General features: G+C 63.7%; 13 protein-coding genes. 11 read left to right on the top strand and 2 right to left on the bottom strand.

Features of this window, described 5'->3' with window-relative positions:
* Window positions 1-19 precede the first annotated feature (19 nt).
* On the bottom strand, window positions 20-1,204 hold the full coding sequence (gene metC, locus IVB31_RS28285; protein WP_247330674.1) for a cystathionine beta-lyase: 1,185 nt from the start codon (window positions 1,202-1,204) through the stop codon (window positions 20-22).
* A 394-nt stretch (window positions 1,205-1,598) separates the two neighbouring features.
* On the opposite strand from metC, the gene IVB31_RS28280 reads away from it, so the two are divergent.
* From IVB31_RS28280 to IVB31_RS28240, 9 genes are all read left to right on the top strand, one after another.
* On the top strand, window positions 1,599-2,615 hold the full coding sequence (locus IVB31_RS28280; protein ID WP_247330672.1) for an amino acid ABC transporter substrate-binding protein: 1,017 nt from the start codon (window positions 1,599-1,601) through the stop codon (window positions 2,613-2,615).
* Between the two features lie 23 nt (window positions 2,616-2,638).
* Window positions 2,639-3,844, top strand: a complete 1,206-nt coding sequence (locus tag IVB31_RS28275; protein ID WP_247330669.1) for an ABC transporter permease subunit — start codon at window positions 2,639-2,641, stop codon at window positions 3,842-3,844.
* Window positions 3,841-5,361, top strand: coding sequence for an amino acid ABC transporter permease (locus IVB31_RS28270; RefSeq protein WP_247330667.1), 1,521 nt, complete (start codon window positions 3,841-3,843; stop codon window positions 5,359-5,361). Before IVB31_RS28275 ends, IVB31_RS28270 begins: the two co-directional genes overlap by 4 nt.
* 11 nt (window positions 5,362-5,372) lie before the next feature.
* Window positions 5,373-6,110, top strand: coding sequence for an amino acid ABC transporter ATP-binding protein (locus IVB31_RS28265; RefSeq protein ID WP_247330665.1), 738 nt, complete (start codon window positions 5,373-5,375; stop codon window positions 6,108-6,110).
* 102 nt (window positions 6,111-6,212) lie between these two features.
* The gene (locus IVB31_RS28260) at window positions 6,213-8,453 is read left to right on the top strand and encodes a tetratricopeptide repeat protein (protein ID WP_247330662.1); all 2,241 of its coding nucleotides are present in this window, start codon (window positions 6,213-6,215) and stop codon (window positions 8,451-8,453) included.
* Between the two features lie 153 nt (window positions 8,454-8,606).
* Window positions 8,607-10,847: a tetratricopeptide repeat protein gene (locus tag IVB31_RS28255; protein ID WP_247330660.1), complete on the top strand. Its 2,241-nt coding sequence runs from the start codon at window positions 8,607-8,609 to the stop codon at window positions 10,845-10,847.
* A gap of 137 nt (window positions 10,848-10,984) precedes the next feature.
* The gene (locus tag IVB31_RS28250; RefSeq protein ID WP_247330658.1) at window positions 10,985-13,228 is read left to right on the top strand and encodes a tetratricopeptide repeat protein; all 2,244 of its coding nucleotides are present in this window, start codon (window positions 10,985-10,987) and stop codon (window positions 13,226-13,228) included.
* A gap of 137 nt (window positions 13,229-13,365) precedes the next feature.
* Window positions 13,366-15,609 (top strand): glycosyltransferase family 41 protein, encoded by a 2,244-nt coding sequence (locus IVB31_RS28245; RefSeq protein WP_247330656.1) that lies wholly within the window; start codon window positions 13,366-13,368, stop codon window positions 15,607-15,609.
* 136 nt (window positions 15,610-15,745) lie between these two features.
* Window positions 15,746-16,279, top strand: coding sequence for a DUF805 domain-containing protein (locus IVB31_RS28240; RefSeq protein ID WP_247330654.1), 534 nt, complete (start codon window positions 15,746-15,748; stop codon window positions 16,277-16,279).
* On the opposite strand, the gene IVB31_RS28235 is transcribed toward IVB31_RS28240, so the two are convergent.
* Window positions 16,276-17,310: a cysteine synthase A gene (locus tag IVB31_RS28235; RefSeq protein WP_247330652.1), complete on the bottom strand. Its 1,035-nt coding sequence runs from the start codon at window positions 17,308-17,310 to the stop codon at window positions 16,276-16,278. The genes IVB31_RS28240 and IVB31_RS28235 overlap by 4 nt on opposite strands.
* 684 nt (window positions 17,311-17,994) lie before the next feature.
* Between IVB31_RS28235 and IVB31_RS28230 the strand changes: the two genes are divergently transcribed.
* Window positions 17,995-19,479, top strand: coding sequence for an efflux transporter outer membrane subunit (locus IVB31_RS28230; RefSeq protein WP_247330650.1), 1,485 nt, complete (start codon window positions 17,995-17,997; stop codon window positions 19,477-19,479).
* A complete protein-coding gene (locus IVB31_RS28225; protein WP_247330648.1) occupies window positions 19,469-20,890 on the top strand; it encodes an efflux RND transporter periplasmic adaptor subunit in 1,422 nt (473 codons plus the stop codon). Before IVB31_RS28230 ends, IVB31_RS28225 begins: the two co-directional genes overlap by 11 nt.
* The last annotated feature ends 32 nt before the right edge of the window (window positions 20,891-20,922 follow it).

The following is a 20,922-nucleotide window of genomic DNA, read 5'->3' as shown; positions in this document are numbered from 1 at the left end:
CGATGCCTCGTGAGCAGGCTCACATTGCCGCCTTGAGGGCAGCGAAGCCGCGATCGAGGTCGGCCTTGAGATCGTCGACGCTCTCGAGTCCGATATGGAGTCGCAGGGTCGGGCCGCCCGGCGACCATTTCGTGGCGGTGCGATAGCCGTCGCAATCGAACGGAATCGCAAGGCTTTCGAAGCCGCCCCAGGAAAAACCCATGCCGAACAGTTTTAGCGTGTTGAGCATGGTGTCGACGGCCTTCTGCGGCGCCGGCTTCAAGACAATGCTGAACAGGCCCGAGGCGCCGGTGAAGTCGCGCTTCCAGATCGCGTGACCTGGATCGGTCTCGAGCCCGGGATGCAGCACGCGCGCGACCTCGGGCCGGCTCGCGAGCCAGCGCGCCATGTCGAGGCCCGAGCGATGATGCTGTGCCAACCGCACCGACAGCGTGCGCAGGCCGCGCAATGCGAGGAAGACGTCATCGGGGCCGGCGCAAACGCCGAGCAGGCGGATGCCCTCCACAATCTGCGGCCATGCCTTGGCATTGGCCGAGATGGTGCCGAACATGATGTCGGAATGGCCGCCGATATATTTGGTGGCGGCCTGCATGCTGATGTCGACGCCCTGCTCGAGCGAGCGGTGATAGAGCGGCGTCGCCCAGGTGTTGTCGTCGATGACGAGCGCGCCGCGGGCATGTGCGACCTCGGCGATGGCGCGAATGTCGGGCATCTCGAACGACTGCGAGCCGGGCGCCTCGACCAGCACGGCGGTTGTGTTGGACTTGAACAGCTTGTCGATGCCGGCGCCGATCATCGGATCGAAATAGGTGGTCTCGATACCATAGCGGGCGAGCATGCCGTTGCAGAAATTGCGCGTGGGCCGGTAGACGTTGTCGCAGACCAGAATGTGGTCGCCGGCCTTCAGCACCGCGAGCAGGGTGGTGGAGATCGCCGAGAGCCCCGACGGCACGATACCGACGCCGGCGCATTGCGGGCCCTCCAGCGCCATCAGCGTGTCCTGGAAAGCCCTGGTCGTCGGGGTGCCGTGGCGGCCATAGGTGAACTCGCCGCGATGGGCATGCAGGTCCTCGGCGGTCGGATAGAGCACGGTCGAGCCGTGGAAGACCGGCGGGTTGACGAACCCCTTCTGCGCCTTGGTGTCGCGGCCGGAGGTGACCAGCCGGGTCTCGGCATGCTGCTCTTGGGGGTGCGAGGAATCCATGCGTCTGCTTTCAAAACCGCGTTTCCACCGGGCGCGCCGCGCCCGCGGGCTGGCCGAAAGGCCGCTGTCGTTAATAACAGAACACAGAAGAGTCCCGTCAACCCCTTGACCCGGCTCGCCAGTCGTTCTGTGATGCGTAGGTGCTATTCAGTCGCCGCATGTTGAGGGGCCTGCTGCGACCTTCGATCCATCGCCTGACCGACCTTGCGCCACAGCCGTAACGGCGGGCGCCTTTCGGCGGGGTTTAAGGTATGGCCTCCCGGGATCGGCGCGTGTTTGGCAAGGTTTCCAGCATGACTCTTGCAAGGCAGGTCTTGATCCGGCTAGCCCTGGCAGAGACGATCGCAAAGACAACGTTCCTGACCTTGAGACGACTTTGAAAGGCCCAAAGCCCATGAAACGCGTAACCCTGGCTCTCACTCTCGCTCTCGCCGCCGGCCTGACTGCCGAAGCCGCCGATGCGCAAACGCTCAAGACCATCAAGGACCGGGGCATGCTGTCCTGTGGCGTCAGCCAGGGCCTGCCCGGCTTCTCCTCGCCGGACGACAAGGGCAATTGGACGGGGCTTGACGTCGACGTCTGCCGCGCGATCGCCGGGGCGATCTTCAACGATGCGACCAAGGTCAAGTACGTGCCGCTCTCCGCCAAGGACCGCTTCACGGCGCTGCAATCCGGCGAGGTCGACGTGCTGTCGCGCAACACCACCTGGACCATCTCGCGCGACACCTCGCTGGGCGCCAACTTCACCGGCGTGACCTATTATGACGGGCAGGGCTTCATGGTGAAGAAGTCGCTCAAGGTGAATTCGGCGCTCGAGCTCAACAGCGCCTCGGTCTGCGTCCAGACCGGCACCACGACCGAGCAGAATCTCGCCGACTACTTCAAGGCCAACAACATGAAGTACGAGGTGATCGCGTTCGGAACCAACGACGAAACGGTCAAGGCCTATGAGGCCGGACGCTGCGACGTCTTCACCACCGACCAGTCGGGCCTGTACGCCAATCGCCTGAAGCTTGCCAATCCCGGCGATCACATGGTGCTCCCGGAAATCATCTCGAAGGAGCCGCTCGGACCGATGGTGCGCCACGGCGACGACCAGTGGTTCGACATCGTGAAATGGACGCTGTTCGCCATGATCACCGCCGAAGAGCTCGGCGTGACCTCGAAGAACGTCGACGAGAAGGCGAAACAGGAAAATCCGGAGCTGAAGCGCGTCCTCGGAACCGACGGCAATTTCGGCGAGCAGCTTGGCCTGACCAAGGATTGGGTGGTGCGGATCGTGAAGGCCGTCGGCAATTACGGCGAGGTGTTCGATCGCAACGTCGGCGCAGGCTCGCCGCTCGCCATCAATCGCGGTGTCAACAATCTCTGGAACAAGGGCGGTCTCCAGTACGCGCCGCCGATCCGCTGATCCGCTCGATCCCGCCTGCGGCGATGAGCACCGAGGCCCGCAAACCGCCGCCCCAGATCGCGCTGAAGATCAGGCGCGTGCTGGGCGGCAAGACCGGCTGGAACGGCATCGCCGTCCAGTTTGCCTTCGCGGCAATTCTGGGCTGGATTGCCTATGAAATCGTCTCCAATGCCCGCGCCAACCTCGAGAACCAGCACATTGCCGCGGGCTTCGGCTTCCTCGGGAACAACGCGGGCTTCGACGTCAATCAGACGCTGATCTCGTACACCGGCTCGGACACGTTCCTGCGCGTGTTCGTGGTCGGGCTCCTCAACACGCTTGTGGTCTCGGTGGTGGGCATCGTCTTTGCCACCGTGATCGGCTTCATCGTCGCGCTGTGCCGGCTGTCGCCCAATTGGCTGCTGTCGCGCGTCGGCGAGATCTATGTCGAGATCATCCGCAACCTGCCAGTGCTGTTCCAGATCCTGTTCTGGTACCTGGCGGTGCTCGCGGCCTTGCCCAATCCGCGGCAGAGCATTTCGCTGCTCGGCCTCGCCTTCGTCAGCAATCGCGGTCTCGTCATTCCCCGCCCGATCGGGGAGAGCGGCTTCGAGGCGTTCCTGGTGGTGCTGGCGCTCGGCATCGTGGCTTCGCTGGCGCTGCGCATCTATGCGCGCCGGGCGTTGTTTCAGCGGGGGCAGGTGATCCGGATCTGGCCTTATGTGCTGGGCCTGCTGGTCGGACTGCCGCTCGTCATGGTGCTGGTATCAGGTCCGCCCTTCACCTTCGAGCTGCCGCAGCTCAAGGGCTTCAATTTCGCCGGCGGCTCGCGGATTATCCCCGAGTTCGTGGCGCTCACATTGGCCTTGTCGACCTATACCGCCGCCTTCATCGCCGAGATCGTGCGCGCGGGCATCCTCTCCGTCCACAGCGGACAGATGGAGGCGGGATCCTCGCTTGGCCTGAGCCGCGGCACCACGCTCCGCCTGATCGTCGTGCCGCAGGCGATGCGCGTCATCGTTCCGCCGCTGACCAACCAGTACCTCAATCTCACCAAGAATTCGTCGCTGGCCGTCGCGATCGGCTATCCCGACCTCGTCTCCGTGTTCGCCGGCACGTCGCTGAGCCAGACCGGGCAGGCCATCGAGATCATCGCCATGACGATGGGCGTCTATCTCCTGATCTCGCTGATCACCAGCGCCGTCATGAGCGTCTACGGTTGGCGCTTGAGCCGGAGCCTCGGCGCATGAGCGATATCGCCTCGTCCAGTTTCGTCCGTCAAGACCTTCTCAACGAGCGTCCCGCGCCGGTCAAGACCACGGGCTTCATCGGCCTCGTGCGCACACGCCTGTTCAACTCGCCGACCAACATCCTGCTCACGATCGTCGGCGCCTTGCTGCTCTGGTTCACCATCATTCCTGCCGTCAAATTCCTGATGGTCGATGCGGTCTGGACCGGCAAGGACCGCACGGCCTGCCTCGCCGAGAACGCCGGCTTTGCGGTCGGCGCCTGCTGGCCCTACATCCAGGCCAAGCTGCCGCAGCTGATCTACGGCTTCTACCCCGAGGCCGAGCGCTGGCGCGTCAACCTCACGCTCGTCCTGGCGGTGGTCTTGTTGTTGCCATTGCTTATTCCGCGCCTGCCGTCGAAAGGACTGAACGCCGGCCTGTTCTTCTTCGCATTTCCAGTGGTTGCGTTTTTCCTGCTGCACGGCGGCGGCATCACCGGATTCGGCCTCAGCTGGACGGCCGGGCTGCTGCAATTGTTCGACGATAGCATCATCGGCGCCGGACAGGCTCTGCTCACTTCCAGCAAGAGTTCGGCTTTCGCACCGCTGTTGTGGGTCGTCGGCAACTTCATCGTGCTCGTCGGTAGCGCGATTTACTGGCTGATCTTCCCGCTGACCTGGCTGCGCGACCAGTTTCAGGGAACGGGCCAGTCGGTCTGGACCGATTTCGCCATCACGGCCGCGATCGTCTCCCTGATCGCCTTCTTCCTCGGCGGCGGCGTTCGCACCGGCGGGCGGGCCCTGACATCCAGTCTCGTCACCTTCGTCGCCATCGCCATCGTGATCAAGCTGATGGGGCTCGATCACGGTGGGCTGCCGATCGTCACGACGAATCTGTGGGGCGGACTTCTGGTGACGCTGGTGGTCTCCGTCACCGGCATCGTCACCTCGCTGCCGATCGGCATCGCGCTGGCGCTGGGGCGGCGCTCCACCATTCCGCTGATCCGGATCTTCTCGATCGCCTTCATCGAGTTCTGGCGCGGCGTGCCGTTGATCACCGTGCTGTTCTTCGCCACCTATATGCTGCCCTTGTTCCTGCCGGGCAATTTCACGGTCGATGGGCTCGTGCGCGCGCTGATCGGCATTGCGCTGTTCACGGGCGCCTATCAGGCCGAGAACGTCCGCGGCGGGCTGGCTGCGATCCCGCGCGGGCAGGGCGAGGCCGCGGCGGCCCTGGGGCTGTCCTGGTGGAAGACGACCTCGCTGATCGTGCTGCCGCAGGCGCTGCGCCATGTCATTCCGAACCTCGTCAACAGCTTCATTTCGCTGTTCAAGGACACTTCGCTGGTCTCGATCGTGGCGCTGTTCGATCTCCTGGGCTCGCTCCGGGCGTCGTTCTCGGATCCAAAATGGTCCTCGCCGTCGACCGCGTTCACCGGCTTCGCCTTCGCCGGGATCATCTACTTTCTCTTCTGCTTTGGAATGTCGCGCTACTCGCTCTTCGTCGAGTACCGCCTCAACGCTCACCGCCGCAACTGATCGAGCTCGCCATGTCCGACCCCATCGTCAAGATTTCCGGCCTGAACAAATGGTACGGCGAGTTTCACGTGCTGCGCGACATCGACCTCGATGTCGCCAAGGGCGAGCGCATCGTGATCTGCGGCCCCTCGGGCTCCGGCAAATCGACACTGATCCGCTGCATCAATGCGCTCGAGGAATTCCAGGAGGGCGAGATCGTCGTCGACGGCATCGAACTCGGGCCCAACCTCAAGCATGTCGATGCCGTACGCCGCGAAGTGGGCATGGTGTTCCAGAGTTTTAATCTGTTCCCGCACCTCACGGTGCTCGACAATTGCACGCTGGCGCCGATCTGGGTGCGCAACATCCCCAAGAAGGACGCCGAGACGGCCGCGATGAAATTCCTGGAGCGGGTCAAGATCCCGCACCAGGCCAACAAGTTTCCAGGGCAGATGTCCGGCGGCCAGCAGCAGCGCGTCGCGATTGCCCGCGCGCTGACGATGAACCCCAAAGTGATGTTGTTCGACGAGCCGACCTCCGCGCTCGACCCTGAAATGGTCAAGGAGGTGCTCGACACCATGGTCGACCTCGCCGGGGAGGGCATGACCATGCTGGTCGTCACCCACGAAATGGGCTTTGCGAAGGAAGTCGCCAACCGCGTGGTGTTCATGGATGCCGGCCAGATCATCGAATCCAACACGCCCGGCGAGTTCTTCGCCAACCCGCAGCATGCGCGCTCGAAGCTGTTCCTCAGCCAGATATTGCGGTAAGCGCCTGCGATCCGGTATCCTCGCCGGCCTGGCCGACACACCAGCTTGGCACCATCCGAATCAGCTTGTCTCTCTTTTCGGACCATCCTCCGGAGAGAGACCTTGCAGGGCAGTGTCGGCGCACGCGCATACCAGACCGCGCGACTGGAAAAGAAGCTGAGGAAGCAGGCGGACGCCGTCATGTCCATCGCGATTCAGTCGCTGGGACAGGGCAATTTTGCCGAGGCCGAGATACTCTGCCGCGAGATCCTGAAAGAGGTTCCGGATCATTTCCACGCCACGCACCTGCTCGGCCTGCGCGCGTTCGACGGCGGGTGGCTTGAGGACGCGCAATTCCTGCTCGAGCGTGCGACCATGCTCGATCCGCGTTCGCCCGATGCGCATGGCAATCTCGGGGCTGTGTATTTCGCGCTCGAGAAATTCAAGAACGCCCGCGCATGCCAGGAGAAGGCCATTGCGCTGAAGCCGAATTGTCCGATCACCCTGACCAATCTCGGCAATACGATGTTGCACCTGGGCCTCCCCCAAGAGGCGATCGAACTGCACGAACGCGCCATCAGGCTGAGGCCGGACTATGCCGACGCATTTTGCAATCGTGGCATGGCAGAGCTGATGATCGGCAAGTTCGAGCGGGCCGGTGAGAACTTCGATCGCGCGCTGTCGCTGCAGCCGCGCCATGCGGAAGCCATCGCCGGCAAGGGCATGGTGAGCCTCGAGCTCAGACATTTCGAGGCGGCGGAAGCCGCCTTCGATGCCGCGCTCGCGCTCAAGCCAGGGGCACCGAGGATTCTGGTGCAGCGCGGACGGCTCAATTTGACACTGTCCCGGCTGGAGCGGGCGGCAGCGGATTTCGATGCAGCGCTGGCGCAATCGCCACGACTCGAGCTCGCGCTGTGCTGGAGGGCGCAAGTCGACCTTCTCGTAAGGAACACGGCGGAGGCGATCGCGGGCGTCAAGAAACTGCTCGAGGTCAATCCGCAGTCCGAGGCGGGAATGGCGCTTCTGGCCGCTTGCTATGTGAATCAGGGAGACATCGCGACGGCGCTTGTGCATCTCGACGCGGCGCTGGCGATCGCGCCGGACTTTCCGGAGGCCATCGGATACAAGATTTTCGTGCTGGATTATCTGCCGGAGGCTGATTTCGTGGTTCAGCAGGCGGCGCGAAAATACTGGTGGGACGAGATCGGCGCCAAACTCCCGCAACGAACGCTGTCGCCGCGCAAGCTCGATCCGGACAAACGGATCGTGATCGGATATGTCGCTTCCGAATTCAGGCACCACTCCGCAGCGTATTCCCTGCTGCCGGTGCTGCGGCATCACGATCACGCCAATTTCGAGATCGTCTGCTATTCGTGCTGGCCCTTGCAGGATGACATGACCGAGAGATTCAAGCCTCTCGCGGACGTCTGGGTCGAGGTCGCGCAGCTGTCGGACGACGAATTGGCCGATCGTATTCAGGCCGACGGAATCGATATTCTGATCGATGTGTCCGGGCACACGACCGGCAGCAGGCTCCATGTCTTCGCCCGCAAGCCGGCTCCCATCCAGGTCACGGGTTTCGGGCACGCCACGGGTACGGGCCTCCAGACCATGGACTACGTGCTCGCGGATCCGACCTTCATTCCGCGATCGGCGCGCCATCTGCTGGCCGAAAAGGTCCATGATCTGCCGTGCCTGATCACGATCGATCCCATCCTGGATGTGCCGCCGTCGGAGCTTCCCATGCTCCGCAACGGCTACGTGACCTTCGGCGTGTTCAACCGCATCTTCAAGATCTCGGACGAGGCAATCCGGGTGTGGTCGGGCGTGATGCGCGAATTGACCGGATCGAAAATCGTCATCAAGAACGGGCTGCTCGACGATCCATTGCTGCGCGACCGCCTGATCGCGCGGTTCGTGGCGCAGGGCATTGCCGAGGAGAACGTCATCTGCATGGGCTCGACTCCACGCCACGAGCATTTGCGGGCCTTCGCCAATGTCGACATTTCGCTCGATACCTTCCCGCAAAACGGCGGCATCAGCACCTGGGAATCCCTCTACGCGGGCGTCCCGGTCGTGGCCAAGCTCGGGAACGGCTCCTCCTCGCGCGCCGGCGGGTCGATCGTGGCGGCCGTCGGTCTGGACGACTGGGTCGCCGAGGATGACGAGGGCTATGCGGCGATCGCATGCAAATACGCGGCGCAGCCCGCTCATCTGGCGAAGCTGCGCGCGGATCTGCCGGCTCAGATCGCCAACTCACCCGCCGGCAACGTCGAGATCTACACGCGCAGAGTCGAGGCGGGTTATCGACAGTTCTGGCGCGACTATTGTGCCGCGGCCATGGAAGGCGGAGACGCTGCGTAGGCAGGTCGGCTGCGCCGGACCGGCGCGGCCGAAGCTGTTCCCGAGCCAATCCTGCGCTGGGCACCGGGAAACCCCGGAGGTTCGGGGTGACCGGCCGGCCCGGCGCGCGAATCAGTTAGACTCCGCGCAGGGCTATCCTCCGGAGAGAAAACCTTGCAGAGCAGCGGCGGGGCGCGCGCATTCCAGAATGCGCGATTGCAGAAGAAACTGATGAAGCAGGCGGACGCCGTCCTGTCCGCCGCGGCCGCAGCCTATGGCCAGGGCAAATACGCAGAGACCGAGGCGCTCTGCCGTGAGATCCTGAAAGCGCTTCCGGATCACGTCGACGCCATGCACCTGCTCGGCATGTGCGCGCATGACGGCCGGCGCCTGGAGGAGGCGCAAGAGCTGCTCGAGCGCGTGATTGCGCTCGATCCGCGCTTGCATGATGCCCATAACAACCTCGCGACTGTGCATTTCGACCTCGGCAATTACGAGCAGGCGCGGCGGTGCCAGGAGAGGGCGATCGCGCTGAAGCCCAATTTCGCGGTCGCGCTGACCAATCTCGGCAACACGCTGATGCATTTGGGGCAGTACGAGCAGGCGCTCGAGATGCACGAGCGCGCCATCAAGCTGAAGCCGGATTATGCCGATGCGCTCTGCAACCGTGGCATGGTCGAGATCGTGCTTGGGCAGATCACACGCGCCAAGGAAAGTTTCGATCGCGCCCTGCTGTTTCAGCCACGTCACGCCGAGGCCATCGTGGGCCAGGGCATGGTCAGCTCGGAGCTCCGGCACTATGAGGAGGCGGCCGCCAAATTTGCCACGGCGCTCGCGATCAAGCCCGGCGCGCCGCGGATTTTGGCCCAGCGCGGGCGGCTCAGTTACGAACTACAGCGGCTGGAGCCCGCGCTTGCAGATTTCGAGGCGGCGCTTGCGATCTCACCCAAGCTCGAGCTGGCGCTCCGGGGCAAGGCGCAGACCTGCCTCGTCATGGGAAAGACCGCGCAGGCGATGGCGGCAGCGACGACCTTGATCGAGCGAAATCCGCGCTCGGAGATGGGAATGGCGCTGATGGGCTTCGCTTATTCGAACCAGGGGGACATGGACGCCGCGATCGAATACCTCGATCGCGCGCTGGAGCTCCGACCGGATTATGGCGATGCGATCAGAGGCAAGATCTTCCTGGAGGACTACCGCGCCGAGGCCGATTTCGTGGTCCAGCAGGCGGTACGAAAATCTTGGTGGGATCAGATCGGGTCGAAGCTGCCGCGGAGGGAGCTGCCGAAGCGGCCGCTTGATCCGGACAAGCGGATCGTGGTCGGCTATGTCGCCGCCGAATTCCGCCAGCACTCGGCGGGGCTCACCCTGCTGCCGGTTCTGCGCAACCATGATCACGCCAAGTTTGAAATCATCTGCTACTACTCCTGGCCGGGAGCTGACGAGTACACCGCCATGTTCAAATCATTGGCGGACGTCTGGGTTGACGCCTGGGGGCTTTCGGACGACGAACTCGCCGATCGTATTCAGGCCGACAATGTCGACATCCTGATCGACGTTTCGGGCCACACGACCGGGAACAGGCTGCAATGCTTCGCGCGGAAGCCGGCCCCCATCCAGGCCACCGGCTTCGGTCACGCGACGGGGACGGGCATGCCGACCATGGATTACGTGCTCGCCGATCCCATCTTCATTCCGCCATCGGCCCGGCATTTGTTTGCTGAAAAGATCTACGATCTGCCGTGCCTGATCACGATGGAGCCCGTCACCAACCTGCAGCCTTCCGAGCTGCCGATGCTCCGCAACGGCTACGTCACCTTCGGCGTGTTCAACCGCATCTACAAGATATCGGATGATGCGATCCGTGTGTGGTCGCGCATCATGCGGGAAGTGCCGGGATCGAAGATCGTTCTCAAGCATAGTTTGCTCGATGATCCCCTGCTGCGCGATAGCCTGGTGGCACGCTTCGTCGCGCAAGGCATTGCGGAGGAGGACATCATTTGCCTCGGCACCACCTCGCGCGACGACCACCTGATGGCCTTTGACAAGATCGATATTTCCCTCGACACGTTCCCGCAAAATGGCGGCATCAGCACCTGGGAATCCCTCTACAAGGGGGTTCCCGTCGTGGCCAAGCTCGGCATCGGGGCCTCCTCGCGCGCCGGCGCCTCCATCGTGGCCGCCGTCGGTCTCGGCGATTGGGTCGCCGAGGATGACGATGGCTATGTCGAGATCGCCCGCAAATTTGCGTCGCAGCCCGAACATCTGGTGACGTTGCGCGCGGATTTGCCGGCCCGGATCGCAGCCTCGCCCGCCGGCAATGTCGAAATCTACACGCGCGAGCTCGAAGCGGGCTATCGCCAGTTCTGGCGCGACTATTGTGCTGGGGCCTCGGAAGACGGCGACGCTGCGTAGCCAGCCTCGAAGCTGTGTCTGAGCCGGTTCCTGCGGTGGGCACCGGGTAATCCCGGAGCTTGCCGGCCCGGCTGGCCGGCCGGTCTTGGCTCGCGAATCAGCTAGACTCTCTCCAGGCCATCCTCCGGAGAGACACATTGCAAAGCGGCGGCGCCGGCGCGCGCGCGTTCCAGAACGCGCGATTGCAGAAGAAATTGCAGAAGCAGGCGGGCGCCGTCATCTCCGCCGCGGCAACTGCTTATGGCCAGGGACGATATGCGGAGACAGAGGCTCTCTGCCGCCAGGTCCTGCAAGCTATTCCCGATCATTTCGACGCCACGCACCTGCTCGGCCTGTGTGCGCGCCATGGCGGGCGCCTGGAGGAGGCGCGACAGCTGCTAGAGCGCGCCATCGCGACTGATCCGCGTTCGCACGAGGCCTATAACAATCTCGCGACCGTGCACTTGGCCCTTCAGAACTTTGAGGCAGCCCGTGCATGTCAGGAGAAGGCGATCGCGCTGAAGCCGAACTTTCCGCCGGCGCTGGCCGGCCTTGGCAATACATTGCTCCAGATGAACCTGCCCGAGCAGGCCATCGAGATGTACGATCGCGCCATCAAGCTGAAGCCCGATTATACCGATGCGCTCTGCAATCGTGGTCTGGCCGAGCTGGCGCTGGGCCAGTTTGAGCGCTCCAGACAAAGCTTCGAGCGTGCTTTGTTGTTTCAACCGCGTCACGCTGAGGCGCTCGTCGGCAAAGGCGTGGTCGGCCTCGAGCTCAAGCATTACGACGACGCGGAATCCGCTCTCGCAGAGGCGCTCGCGATCAGGCCCGGTTCTGCGAAGATACTAGCGCAACGCGGGCGGCTCAATTACGAGCTGCAGCGCCTGGAACCGGCAGTTGCCGATTTCGAGGCGGCGCTTGCGATTTCGCCCAAGCTCGAACTCGCTCTCCGAGGCAAGGCACAGGCTTGCCTCGTGATGGGAAAGACAGCGCAGGCGATGGCGGCCGCAGCGACCTTGATCGAGCGAAATCCGCGCTCGGAGACGGGGCTGGCGCTGATGGGCTTTGCTCATTCGAACCAGGGAGAAATGGACGCCGCGATCGAATATCTCGATCGCGCGCTGGCGATTCGACCGGACTATGAAGATGCGATCCGGGGAAAGATCTTCTTGCAGGACTTCCGCGCCGAGGCCGATTTCGCGATCCAGCAGGCGGTACGACGGGATTGGTGGGACTTGATCGGCTCCAAGATACTGCGGCGACCGCTGCCGAAGCGGCCGCTTGATCCGGAAAAGCAGATTGTGGTCGGCTATGTCGCGGCCGAATTCCGACAACACTCGGCGGCGCTCACCTTGCTGCCGGTGCTGCGCCATCATGATGAAGCCAACTTCAAGATCATCTGCTATTCGTGCTCGCCGTCTGGAGACGAGATGACCGCCAAATTCAAGTCACTGGCGGACGCCTGGGTCGATGCCTGGCAGCTTTCGGACGACGAGCTCGCCGATCGCATCCAGGCCGACAATGTTGACATCCTGATCGACGTTTCGGGCCACACAACCGGCAACAGGCTGCAGGTCTTCGCGCGGAAGCCGGCCCCGATTCAGATCACCGGCTTCGGACACGCGACGGGCACGGGCATGCCGACCATGGACTATGTGCTCGCGGACCCTGTCTTCATTCCGCAATCGGCACGGCATCTGCTGGCCGAAAAGGTCTTTGACCTGCCGTGCCTCAACACCATCGATCCGATCCTGGAGGTGCCGCCTTCGGACCTTCCCATGCTCCGCAATGGCCATGTGACTTTCGGCGTGTTCAACCGCGTCAACAAGATCTCGGACGAGGCGATCCAAGTGTGGTCGAAAGTGATGCGCGAGGTGACGGGATCGAAGATCATCATCAAGCACACCCTGCTTGACGATCCTCTGGTGCGCGACGGCCTTCTTGCGCGGCTCGTGAACCAAGGCATCCCCGAAGAGAACATCACCTGCCTGGGCTCGTCAGAGCGCGCGGAACATCTGCGGGACTTCGCGAAAGTCGATATGTCGCTCGATCCCTTCCCGCAAAACGGCGGCATCAGCACCTGGGAATCGCTCTATGCGGGCGTTCCTGTCGTGGCCAAGCTCGGCAACGGCGCCTCCTCGCGCGCCGGCGCCTCCATCGTGACCGCCGTCGGTCTCGGCGATTGGGTCGCCGAGGATGACGATAGTTACGCCGCGATCGCCTGCAAGTTTGCGACGCAGCCTGATCATCTGGCGAAGTTGCGCGCGGATTTGCCGGCCCGGATCGCAGCCTCGCCCGCCGGCAATGTCGAAATCTACACGCGCGAACTCGAAGCGGGCTATCGCCAGTTCTGGCGCGACTATTGTGCTGCGGCCTCGGAAGGAAGCGACGCTGCATAGACAGCCTCGAAGCTGTTTCTGAGCCGGTTCCTGCGCCGGGCACCGGAGAATTCCGGATGTCGCCGGGCCGGCTGACCGGCCGGCCTTGGCTCGCGAATCAGCTAGACTCTTCGAAGGCTACCCTCCGGAGAGACACATTGCAGAGCAGCGGCGCCGGCGCGCGCGCGTTCCAGAACGCGCGATTGCAGAAGAAATTGAAGAAGCAGGCGGACGCGATCATCGCCGCTGCGGCGAGCGCCTTTGGCCAGGGGCGATATGCGGAGACAGATGCGCTGTGCCGTCAGATACTGCAGGCTGTTCCCGATCATTTCGACGCTACGCACCTGCTCGGCCTGTGCGCGCGCCATGGCGGGCGTCTGGAGGAGGCGCGACAGCTGCTAGAGCGCGCCGTCGCGATCGATCCGCGCTCGCACGAGGCCTATAACAATCTCGCGACCGTGTACTGCGACCTCGGGCAATTTGAGGCCGCCCGCGCTTGTCAGGAGAAGGCCATCGCGCTGAAGCCGAATTTTCCGCTGGCGCTGACCAGCCTCGGCAATACCTTCCTCCACATGAGTCTGCCCGAACAGGCCATCGAGCAGTACGATCGCGCTATCAGGCTGAAGCCCGACTATGCCGACGCACTTTGCAATCGTGGTGTCGCGGAGCTGGCGCTGCACCGGTTCGACCGCGCCAGACAAAGTTTCGATCGCGCTTTGTTGTTTCAGCCGCGTCACGCGGAAGCGCTCGTCGGCAAAGGCACGGTCAGTATCGACCTCAAGCACTATGACGAGGCGGAAGCCGCGCTCACGACGGCGCTCGCGATCAGGCCCAATTCGGCCAAGGCCCTGGCGCACCGCGGACGGCTCCATTTCGAGCTGTCGCGATCGGAACGGGCGGCTGCGGATTTCGATGCGGCACTTGCGCTGTCGCCCAAGCTCGAGGTGGCCTTGGAGGGGAGGGCGAAAGTCTCGCTCAACGCAGGGAATACGGCGCAGGCGATCCTGGCATGCACGACCTTGCTCGAGGCAAACCCGCGCTCCGCGATCGCGATGGCGCTGCTGAGTGCCTGTTTTGCACAGCAGGGGGAAATAGCATCCGCGATCGAACATCTCGACGCCGCGCTGGCAATCGCGCCTGATCATGCGGACTTGATCGCGCGAAAAATCTACTTCCTGGACTTTCTCTCCGAGGCCGATTTCGCGGTCCAGCAGGCCGCGCGAAGACATTGGTGGGAAGCGATCGGCGCCAGACTGCCGCAAAGGCAGCTCTCACCCCGGCAGCTCGATCCTGATGGGCGCATCGTGATCGGCTATGTTGCGGCCGAGTTCTGGTACCACTCGGCGGCGTTCGGCCTGTTGCCGGTGCTGCGCCATCACGATCACGCCAGGTTCGAGATCGTCTGCTATTCGTGCTCGCCGTTACGAGATGAGATGACCGCCAAGTTCAAGTCGTTGGCGGACGTCTGGGTCGACGCCTGGCAGCTTTCGGACGACGAGCTGGCTGATCGTATCCAGGCCGACGGGGTCGATATCTTGATCGACGTGTCCGGGCATTCGAGCGGGAACAGGCTCCCTGTTTTCGCGCGAAAGCCTGCTCCCATCCAGGTCACGGGTTTCGGACATGCGACCGGTACCGGCCTTCAGACCATGGACTATTTGCTTGCGGACCCGATTTTCATTCCGCCATCGGCGCGCCATCTGCTGGCCGAAAAAGTTCATGATCTGCCGTGCCTGATCACGATGGATCCCATCCTGGATGTGCCCCCGTCCGAGCTTCCTATGCTCCGCAACGGCTATGTGACCTTCGGCGTGTTTAATCGCATCTACAAGATATCGGACGAGGCCATCCGCGTATGGTCGAAGGTGATGCGAGCGGTGACGGGATCGAAGATCATCATCAAGCACACCCTGCTCGACGATCCCTTGCTTCGCGACAGCCTGGTTGCGCGGTTCGTGGCACAGGGTATTGCCGAAGAAAATGTCACCTGCCTGGGCTCGACCCCGCGTCACGAGCATCTGCTCGCGTTTTCGAACGTCGACGTGTCCCTCGACACGTTCCCGCAAAACGGCGGCGCCAGCACCTGGGAATCGCTCTATGCGGGCGTTCCGGTCGTTGCCAAACTCGGCAACGGCGCCTCGTCGCGCGCCGGCGCCTCCATCGTGACCGCCGTCGGCCTCGGCGATTGGGTCGCTGAGGATGACGACGGTTACGCCGCGATCGCCTGCAAATTTGCGACGCAGCCTGATCATCTGGCGAAGTTGCGGGCGGATTTGCCGGCCCGGATCGCAGCCTCGCCCGCCGGCAATGTCGAGATCTACGCGGGCAGGGTCGAGGCGGGCTATCGCCAGTTCTGGCGCGACTATTGTGCTGCGGCCTCGTTAGGCGGCGAGGGCGCCTGACCCCGCCGGTCGGAGCGAAGGCCTCACATTGCGCGGGCCGGCTTAGTCTTCCGGAAACCATGCGCGGGCGCGCGGCCGTGCCGGTTCACGGCTCCGAAAGCTATTTCTGTGCATTTGGCGCCAAAAGGGTGCGCCAATGCTCGGCTTCGTCTTCGGCTTGAACGCCCGGCTCGGGCGGTTGCATTTCTTCCTCGCCTCGGTCGCGCTTGCGATCGTGATGACGGCGATCTGCTTTGGAATTGCGATGGCCGTGCTGCGCGACAGCTCGCCCGGTGCGATCCGGCCGGAAGACCTCACCAGCAGCCGGGCGATCATCGCTGCGATCGTCTTCTTCGGAGTTGCGACCTTCACCCTGCAATCGATGCGCATCCGCGACATCGGCTGGGATCCGGTCTGCGTGATCCCGGGCTGGTTCGCGCTCATGATCGTCGACCATGTCGTCGCGGGCCGGTTTCCAGCCTGGGCGATCGGACAGGATCACCAGGCAACGGCGGTCGGCGCGCTCGTCAATCTTGGGCTGATGCTCGCGCTCGCGTTCTGGCCGAGCGGCGACAGCGAACGCTCCTACGGTACTCCCCTCCCGCCGCGCACGCGCGAGGTCAAGCCCTCGCTATCGAACGAGCGTCTCGCGCGGGTGTCGCAGGGATCGACGCGGTCGATCTGGAGTTAGACGAACGGCAGCTTGATGTTGCTGCGCTTCTCCAGCCATTCCGGCACCGGAAGGTTCTTGGCGCGCATGAAGTCCGCGTTGAACAGCTTCGACTGGTAGCGGCTGCCGGAATCGCAGAGCACGGTGACGATCGTCTTGCCGGGCCCGAGCTGTTTTGCCAGACGCATCGCACCGACGACGTTGATGCCGGTGGAGCCGCCGAGGCACAGCCCTTCGTGCTGGAGCAGCTCGTAGATCGCCGTGACAGCTTCGGCGTCGGGAATGAGATAGGCGTCATCGACCTTCGCGCTCTCGACGATGGCGGTCGCGCGGCCAAGCCCGATGCCTTCCGTGATCGAGCTGCCGGGTGTGGCTTTGGCGTCGCCTGTCCTGAAATATTCGTACATGCCGGCGCCATGCGGATCGGCGCAGGCAATCCGAATGTCCTTATTCTTCTCTTTCAGATAGCGGCTGACGCCGGCGAGCGTGCCGCCGCTGCCGACCGAGCAGACGAAGCCGTCGACCTTGCCGCCGGTCTGCTGCCAGATCTCGGGGCCGGTCGAGTCGTAATGCGCCTTCGCATTGTCGAGATTATTCCACTGGTCGGCGAACAGCACGCCGTTGGGCTCGGTCTTGCGCAGCTCGTCGGCGAGACGGCGGCCGACATGCTGGTAGCTGTTCGGATTGGAATAGGGCAGTGCCGGCGATTCCAGGAGCTCGGCGCCGCACAGCTTCAGAAAGTCCTTCTTCTCCTGGCTCTGCGTCTCCGGGATCACGATCAGCGTGCGGTAGCCGCGGGCGCTGGCGACGACCGCAAGGCCGATCCCGGTATTGCCGGCGGTCGATTCCACCACGAGCCCGCCCGGCTTGAGCTCGCCGCGTTTCTCCGCCTCCAGGATCATCCATTTGCCGGCCCGGTCCTTGACCGACTGGCCGGGATTCATGAACTCGGCCTTGCCCAGAATGGTGCAGCCGGTCAATTCCGAGGCGCGCTTGAGCTTGATCAGCGGGGTGTTGCCGATGGCTTCGACAACGTCGTTTTTGATGGTCATGTCGGGGGAAATCACTAGCAAAGGGTTGATCAGGTTGGCCAGAACCTAGTGCTTGGAACGCCAAAGGGGAAGGCTTTTGCGCTGCAGCGAATCCGGCCCAAATGCCGGCTAAAGCAACGATATTTCCGTCGGAGACACTTTCTTGGCTACGAATCCGATGATCACTGGAAGAATATGGCGGGCCGTTATTCGGCCGTAGAAGATAACGGTCGTCGCGAGCGGAGTTGATGAGCCAATTGTGCGCCTTGGCTGGCGTGACAATGTTGAAACGCTTGCGCATCGTCGCTCGGAAATTGACGACCTCGTGAGAATGGCCCGCGCTTAGAGGCTGAACGGGGCGCGCGGGCTGTGTTGCACGCGGAATCGGACAGCTCCGGCGCGGTGTGGCGGCGATGTCACATGAAATCTTGGTAAGTTTGCCTTCGTTTCCGAACGTTTCGACGATGTTAAAAGTCGCTGCTAGACAAGCGTATCTTGTATTCTGTCACCTTGAATGTCGATGCGTCAGGCTGTGTGCTTCGCACCTGCGGGACTGTCCCGCAGTTCCGCGCCCGGCTAGTATGAAGCTCAAGGTTCCGCAGAAAGCATCGCCGCTGTGAACGAGTTATCCAGAGATCCCCGACTGTCCCGCCGCGAATCGGTTAATCCGGCTGTGCGGTGGCGGCTGAATCTGCCCGGTGGGGGGTGGATGTGACACAAGATGTTCCTGCGGTCGCCGTGCGGCGGCTTGTTGGATCGGCTTCCTGCATGCTGCGGGCGGCGCGCTGGCTTGCCGCGCTGTGCCTCGCCGCCGGTTCGGGCGCTTGCATGTTGACGCAGGACCTTCCGGATCCCGCGCTCGACGTTCCCACGCAGTACAAATATGCCGGCAAGGCGGATGCGCCGCCCACGCTGGATTGGTGGCGCGGCTTCCGCTCGGCGGAGCTGACGCAATTGATGGAGGAGGCGCACACCGTCAACCTCGACATCGCCGCCGCCGTCTCGCGCATCGTCGAGGCCGACGCCCAGGCGCGGCAGGCGGGCGCAGCACTGCTGCCGAGCTTGTCAGGCGCCGGGCAGGAGACCTATTCGCGCACCTCGGGCTCCTCGTCCTCAGGCCTCACCAATGGCGGCCGCGAGGTGGTCAATTATTCGGCTTCGCTCAGCGCAAGCTACCAGCTCGACTTCTGGGGCCAGAACCGCGACGCCTTGCAAACGGCGGAAGAGACCGCCAATGCCAACCGCTTCGATCGCGACGTCGTCGCGCTGACGACGCTTGCGGGCGTGGCCAACGCCTATTTCCAGGTGCTGGCCTCGCAGGATCGCATCAAGACCTCACAGCGCAACATCGCGAGTGCGCAGCGCATTCTCGATGCCGTCAGGGACCGCCGCAAGGCCGGCACCGGCACCGATCTCGACGTCGCCCAGCAGGAGAGCGTGCTCGCCAACCAGAAGGCACTGGTGCCGCCGCTGCGCCAGACGCTCGACCAGAACGTCAACGCGCTCGCCGTGCTGGTGTCGCGCCCGCCGGAGAGCGTGCGCGTGCTCGGCGGCTCGCTGAACCGGATCGCCATCCCGCGCGTGACGCCGGGCCTGCCGTCGGAGCTTTTGACGCAGCGGCCGGACATCCGCCGCCAGGAGGCGCAGCTCGCGTCGGCGACCGCGAACATCGGCAATGCGCGCGCGCAATTCTTTCCGACCATCCAGCTCACCGGCAATGGCGGCTATCAGAGCTCGGCCCTGGTCTCGCTGTTCCAGCCGCATGCGGCGTTCTTCCAGCTCGTCGGCAGCGCGACGCAGCCGATCTTCGACGGCGGCAAGATCCTCGGCAATTTCGAATACGCCAAGGCGCGGCAGGACGAGTTGCTCCAGACCTACCGCAAGACCATCATCCAGTCGTTTGCCGACGTCGACAATGCGCTGTTCTCGATCAAGCAGACGACGATCCGGCTGCAATTGCAGCGCGAGGTCGTCGCTGCCTCGCGGCGCGCCTTCGATCTTGCCGAGCAGCAATTGCGCGCCGGCACCGCCGACATCGTCACCGTGCTCAATACCCAACTCACCCTGTTCCAGGCGGAAGACGCGCTGTCGCAGGCGCAACTTGCCCGGCTTCTTGCTATCGTCAGCCTGTATCAGGCGCTCGGCGGCGGCTGGGAGCCGAGGATGGAGAAACCGGTCAATGCTCTTTAAGCCGGATACGAAAGAGGGCGCCAAGGAAGGCCCGAAGGAGGGGACGGCGAAGAAATCGCGCGGGCGCGGCTTCGTCATTACCCTGATGACGCTGGCGATCCTCGGCGGCCTTGGCTATCTCGGCTGGACCGTCTGGCATCAGCAGCCGCAGCAGGGGAACAATCGCAACCAGCGGCCCGATCTGCCGGTGCCGGTGCTGGCGGCGAGCCCGCGGGTCCTGGACGTTCCTGTCTATCTCGACGGCGTCGGTGCGATCCGCGCACTCAACACCGTGACCGTGCGCTCGCAGGTCGACGGCAAGCTGATCGCCGTGAATTTCACCGAAGGGCAGGACGTCAAGAAGGGCGACGTGCTCGGGGAGATCGACCCCGCGCTCTACCAGGCGACGTACGACCAGGCGGTCGCCAAGAAGGCGCAGGATCAGGCCCAGCTCGCCAACCAGCGCATCGATCTCACACGCTACGAGCAGCTCGCTGCCTCCAATGCCGGCTCCAAGCAGCAGGCCGACACCCAGCGCGCGTTGGTCGCGCAGACCGAGGCGCTGGTGAAGGCCGACCAGGCCTCGATCGACAATGCGGCGGCGACGCTGAGCTACACCAAGATCGTGGCGCCGATCTCGGGTCGCGCCGGCCTGCGCCAGGTCGACCAGGGCAACATCATCCACGCTTCCGACACCACGGGCCTCGTGGTGATCACGCAATTGCAGCCGATCGCGGTGTGGTTCAGCCTGCCGCAGCAGCAGATCATGCGCGTCAACGCGGCCGCGTCGAAGGGCACGCTCGCGGTCGACGTGTTCGGCAATGACGGCATCGCCGTGGTCGACACCGGCAAGCTCACCGGCATCGACAACCAGGTCGACCAGACCACCGGCACGCTCAAGCTCAAGGCCGAATTCCCCAACGCCAATTACCAGCTCTGGCCGGGCCAGTTCGTCAATGTCCGCCTCAAGGTCGAGACCTTGATGCAGGCGCTGGTGGTGCCGACCTCGGCCGTGCAGCGTGGCCCGATCGGCACCTTCAGCTATGTCATTGGCGAGGACAATGTCGTCTCGGCCAAGGCCGTGACGGTGACGCAGCAGAACGAGCATGACGCCGTGGTCGCCAGCGGCCTGTCGGCGACCGACAAGGTCGTTACGACGGGCTTTGCCAACCTGTCCGAAGGCTCAAAAGTGGTGGTGGGCCGCGACGACCAGACCCCGTCGGCCGATCTCGCGCCGCGCAAGCGCTCGCGCGGGCCGGACGCCCAGAAGAAGGATGGTGCAAAGGACGGGCAAAAAGACGGACAGGACAAGGACGGCGAGCTTCGCGCCAAGCGGAAGAGCAGCGAAGGCGACCAGAAGGGCCAGACCGGGCCGGCACCGGGGCCTGCATCAAATCCTGGGGCATCGGGAAGTGGAGCCAAGCAGCCATGATCCCGACAACAGCCGCCTGAGCGGCAGGCATA

It is taken from the genome of Bradyrhizobium sp. 21 (assembly GCF_023073335.1).
Classification (GTDB): Bacteria; Pseudomonadota; Alphaproteobacteria; order Rhizobiales; family Xanthobacteraceae; genus Bradyrhizobium.
Note: the sequence above shows the minus strand (reverse complement) of the source record. Positions and strands in the feature narration are given on the sequence as shown.

Bases quoted from the DNA above. Each gene is read 5' to 3' on its own strand.
- metC (WP_247330674.1), bottom strand. From the start codon at position 1,204: ATGGATTCCTCGCACCCCCAAGAGCAGCATGCCGAGACCCGGCTGGTC.
- IVB31_RS28280 (WP_247330672.1), top strand. From the start codon at position 1,599: ATGAAACGCGTAACCCTGGCTCTCACTCTCGCTCTCGCCGCCGGCCTG.
- IVB31_RS28275 (WP_247330669.1), top strand. From the start codon at position 2,639: ATGAGCACCGAGGCCCGCAAACCGCCGCCCCAGATCGCGCTGAAGATC.
- IVB31_RS28270 (WP_247330667.1), top strand. From the start codon at position 3,841: ATGAGCGATATCGCCTCGTCCAGTTTCGTCCGTCAAGACCTTCTCAAC.
- IVB31_RS28265 (WP_247330665.1), top strand. From the start codon at position 5,373: ATGTCCGACCCCATCGTCAAGATTTCCGGCCTGAACAAATGGTACGGC.
- IVB31_RS28240 (WP_247330654.1), top strand. From the start codon at position 15,746: ATGCTCGGCTTCGTCTTCGGCTTGAACGCCCGGCTCGGGCGGTTGCAT.
- IVB31_RS28235 (WP_247330652.1), bottom strand. From the start codon at position 17,310: ATGACCATCAAAAACGACGTTGTCGAAGCCATCGGCAACACCCCGCTG.
- IVB31_RS28225 (WP_247330648.1), top strand. From the start codon at position 19,469: ATGCTCTTTAAGCCGGATACGAAAGAGGGCGCCAAGGAAGGCCCGAAG.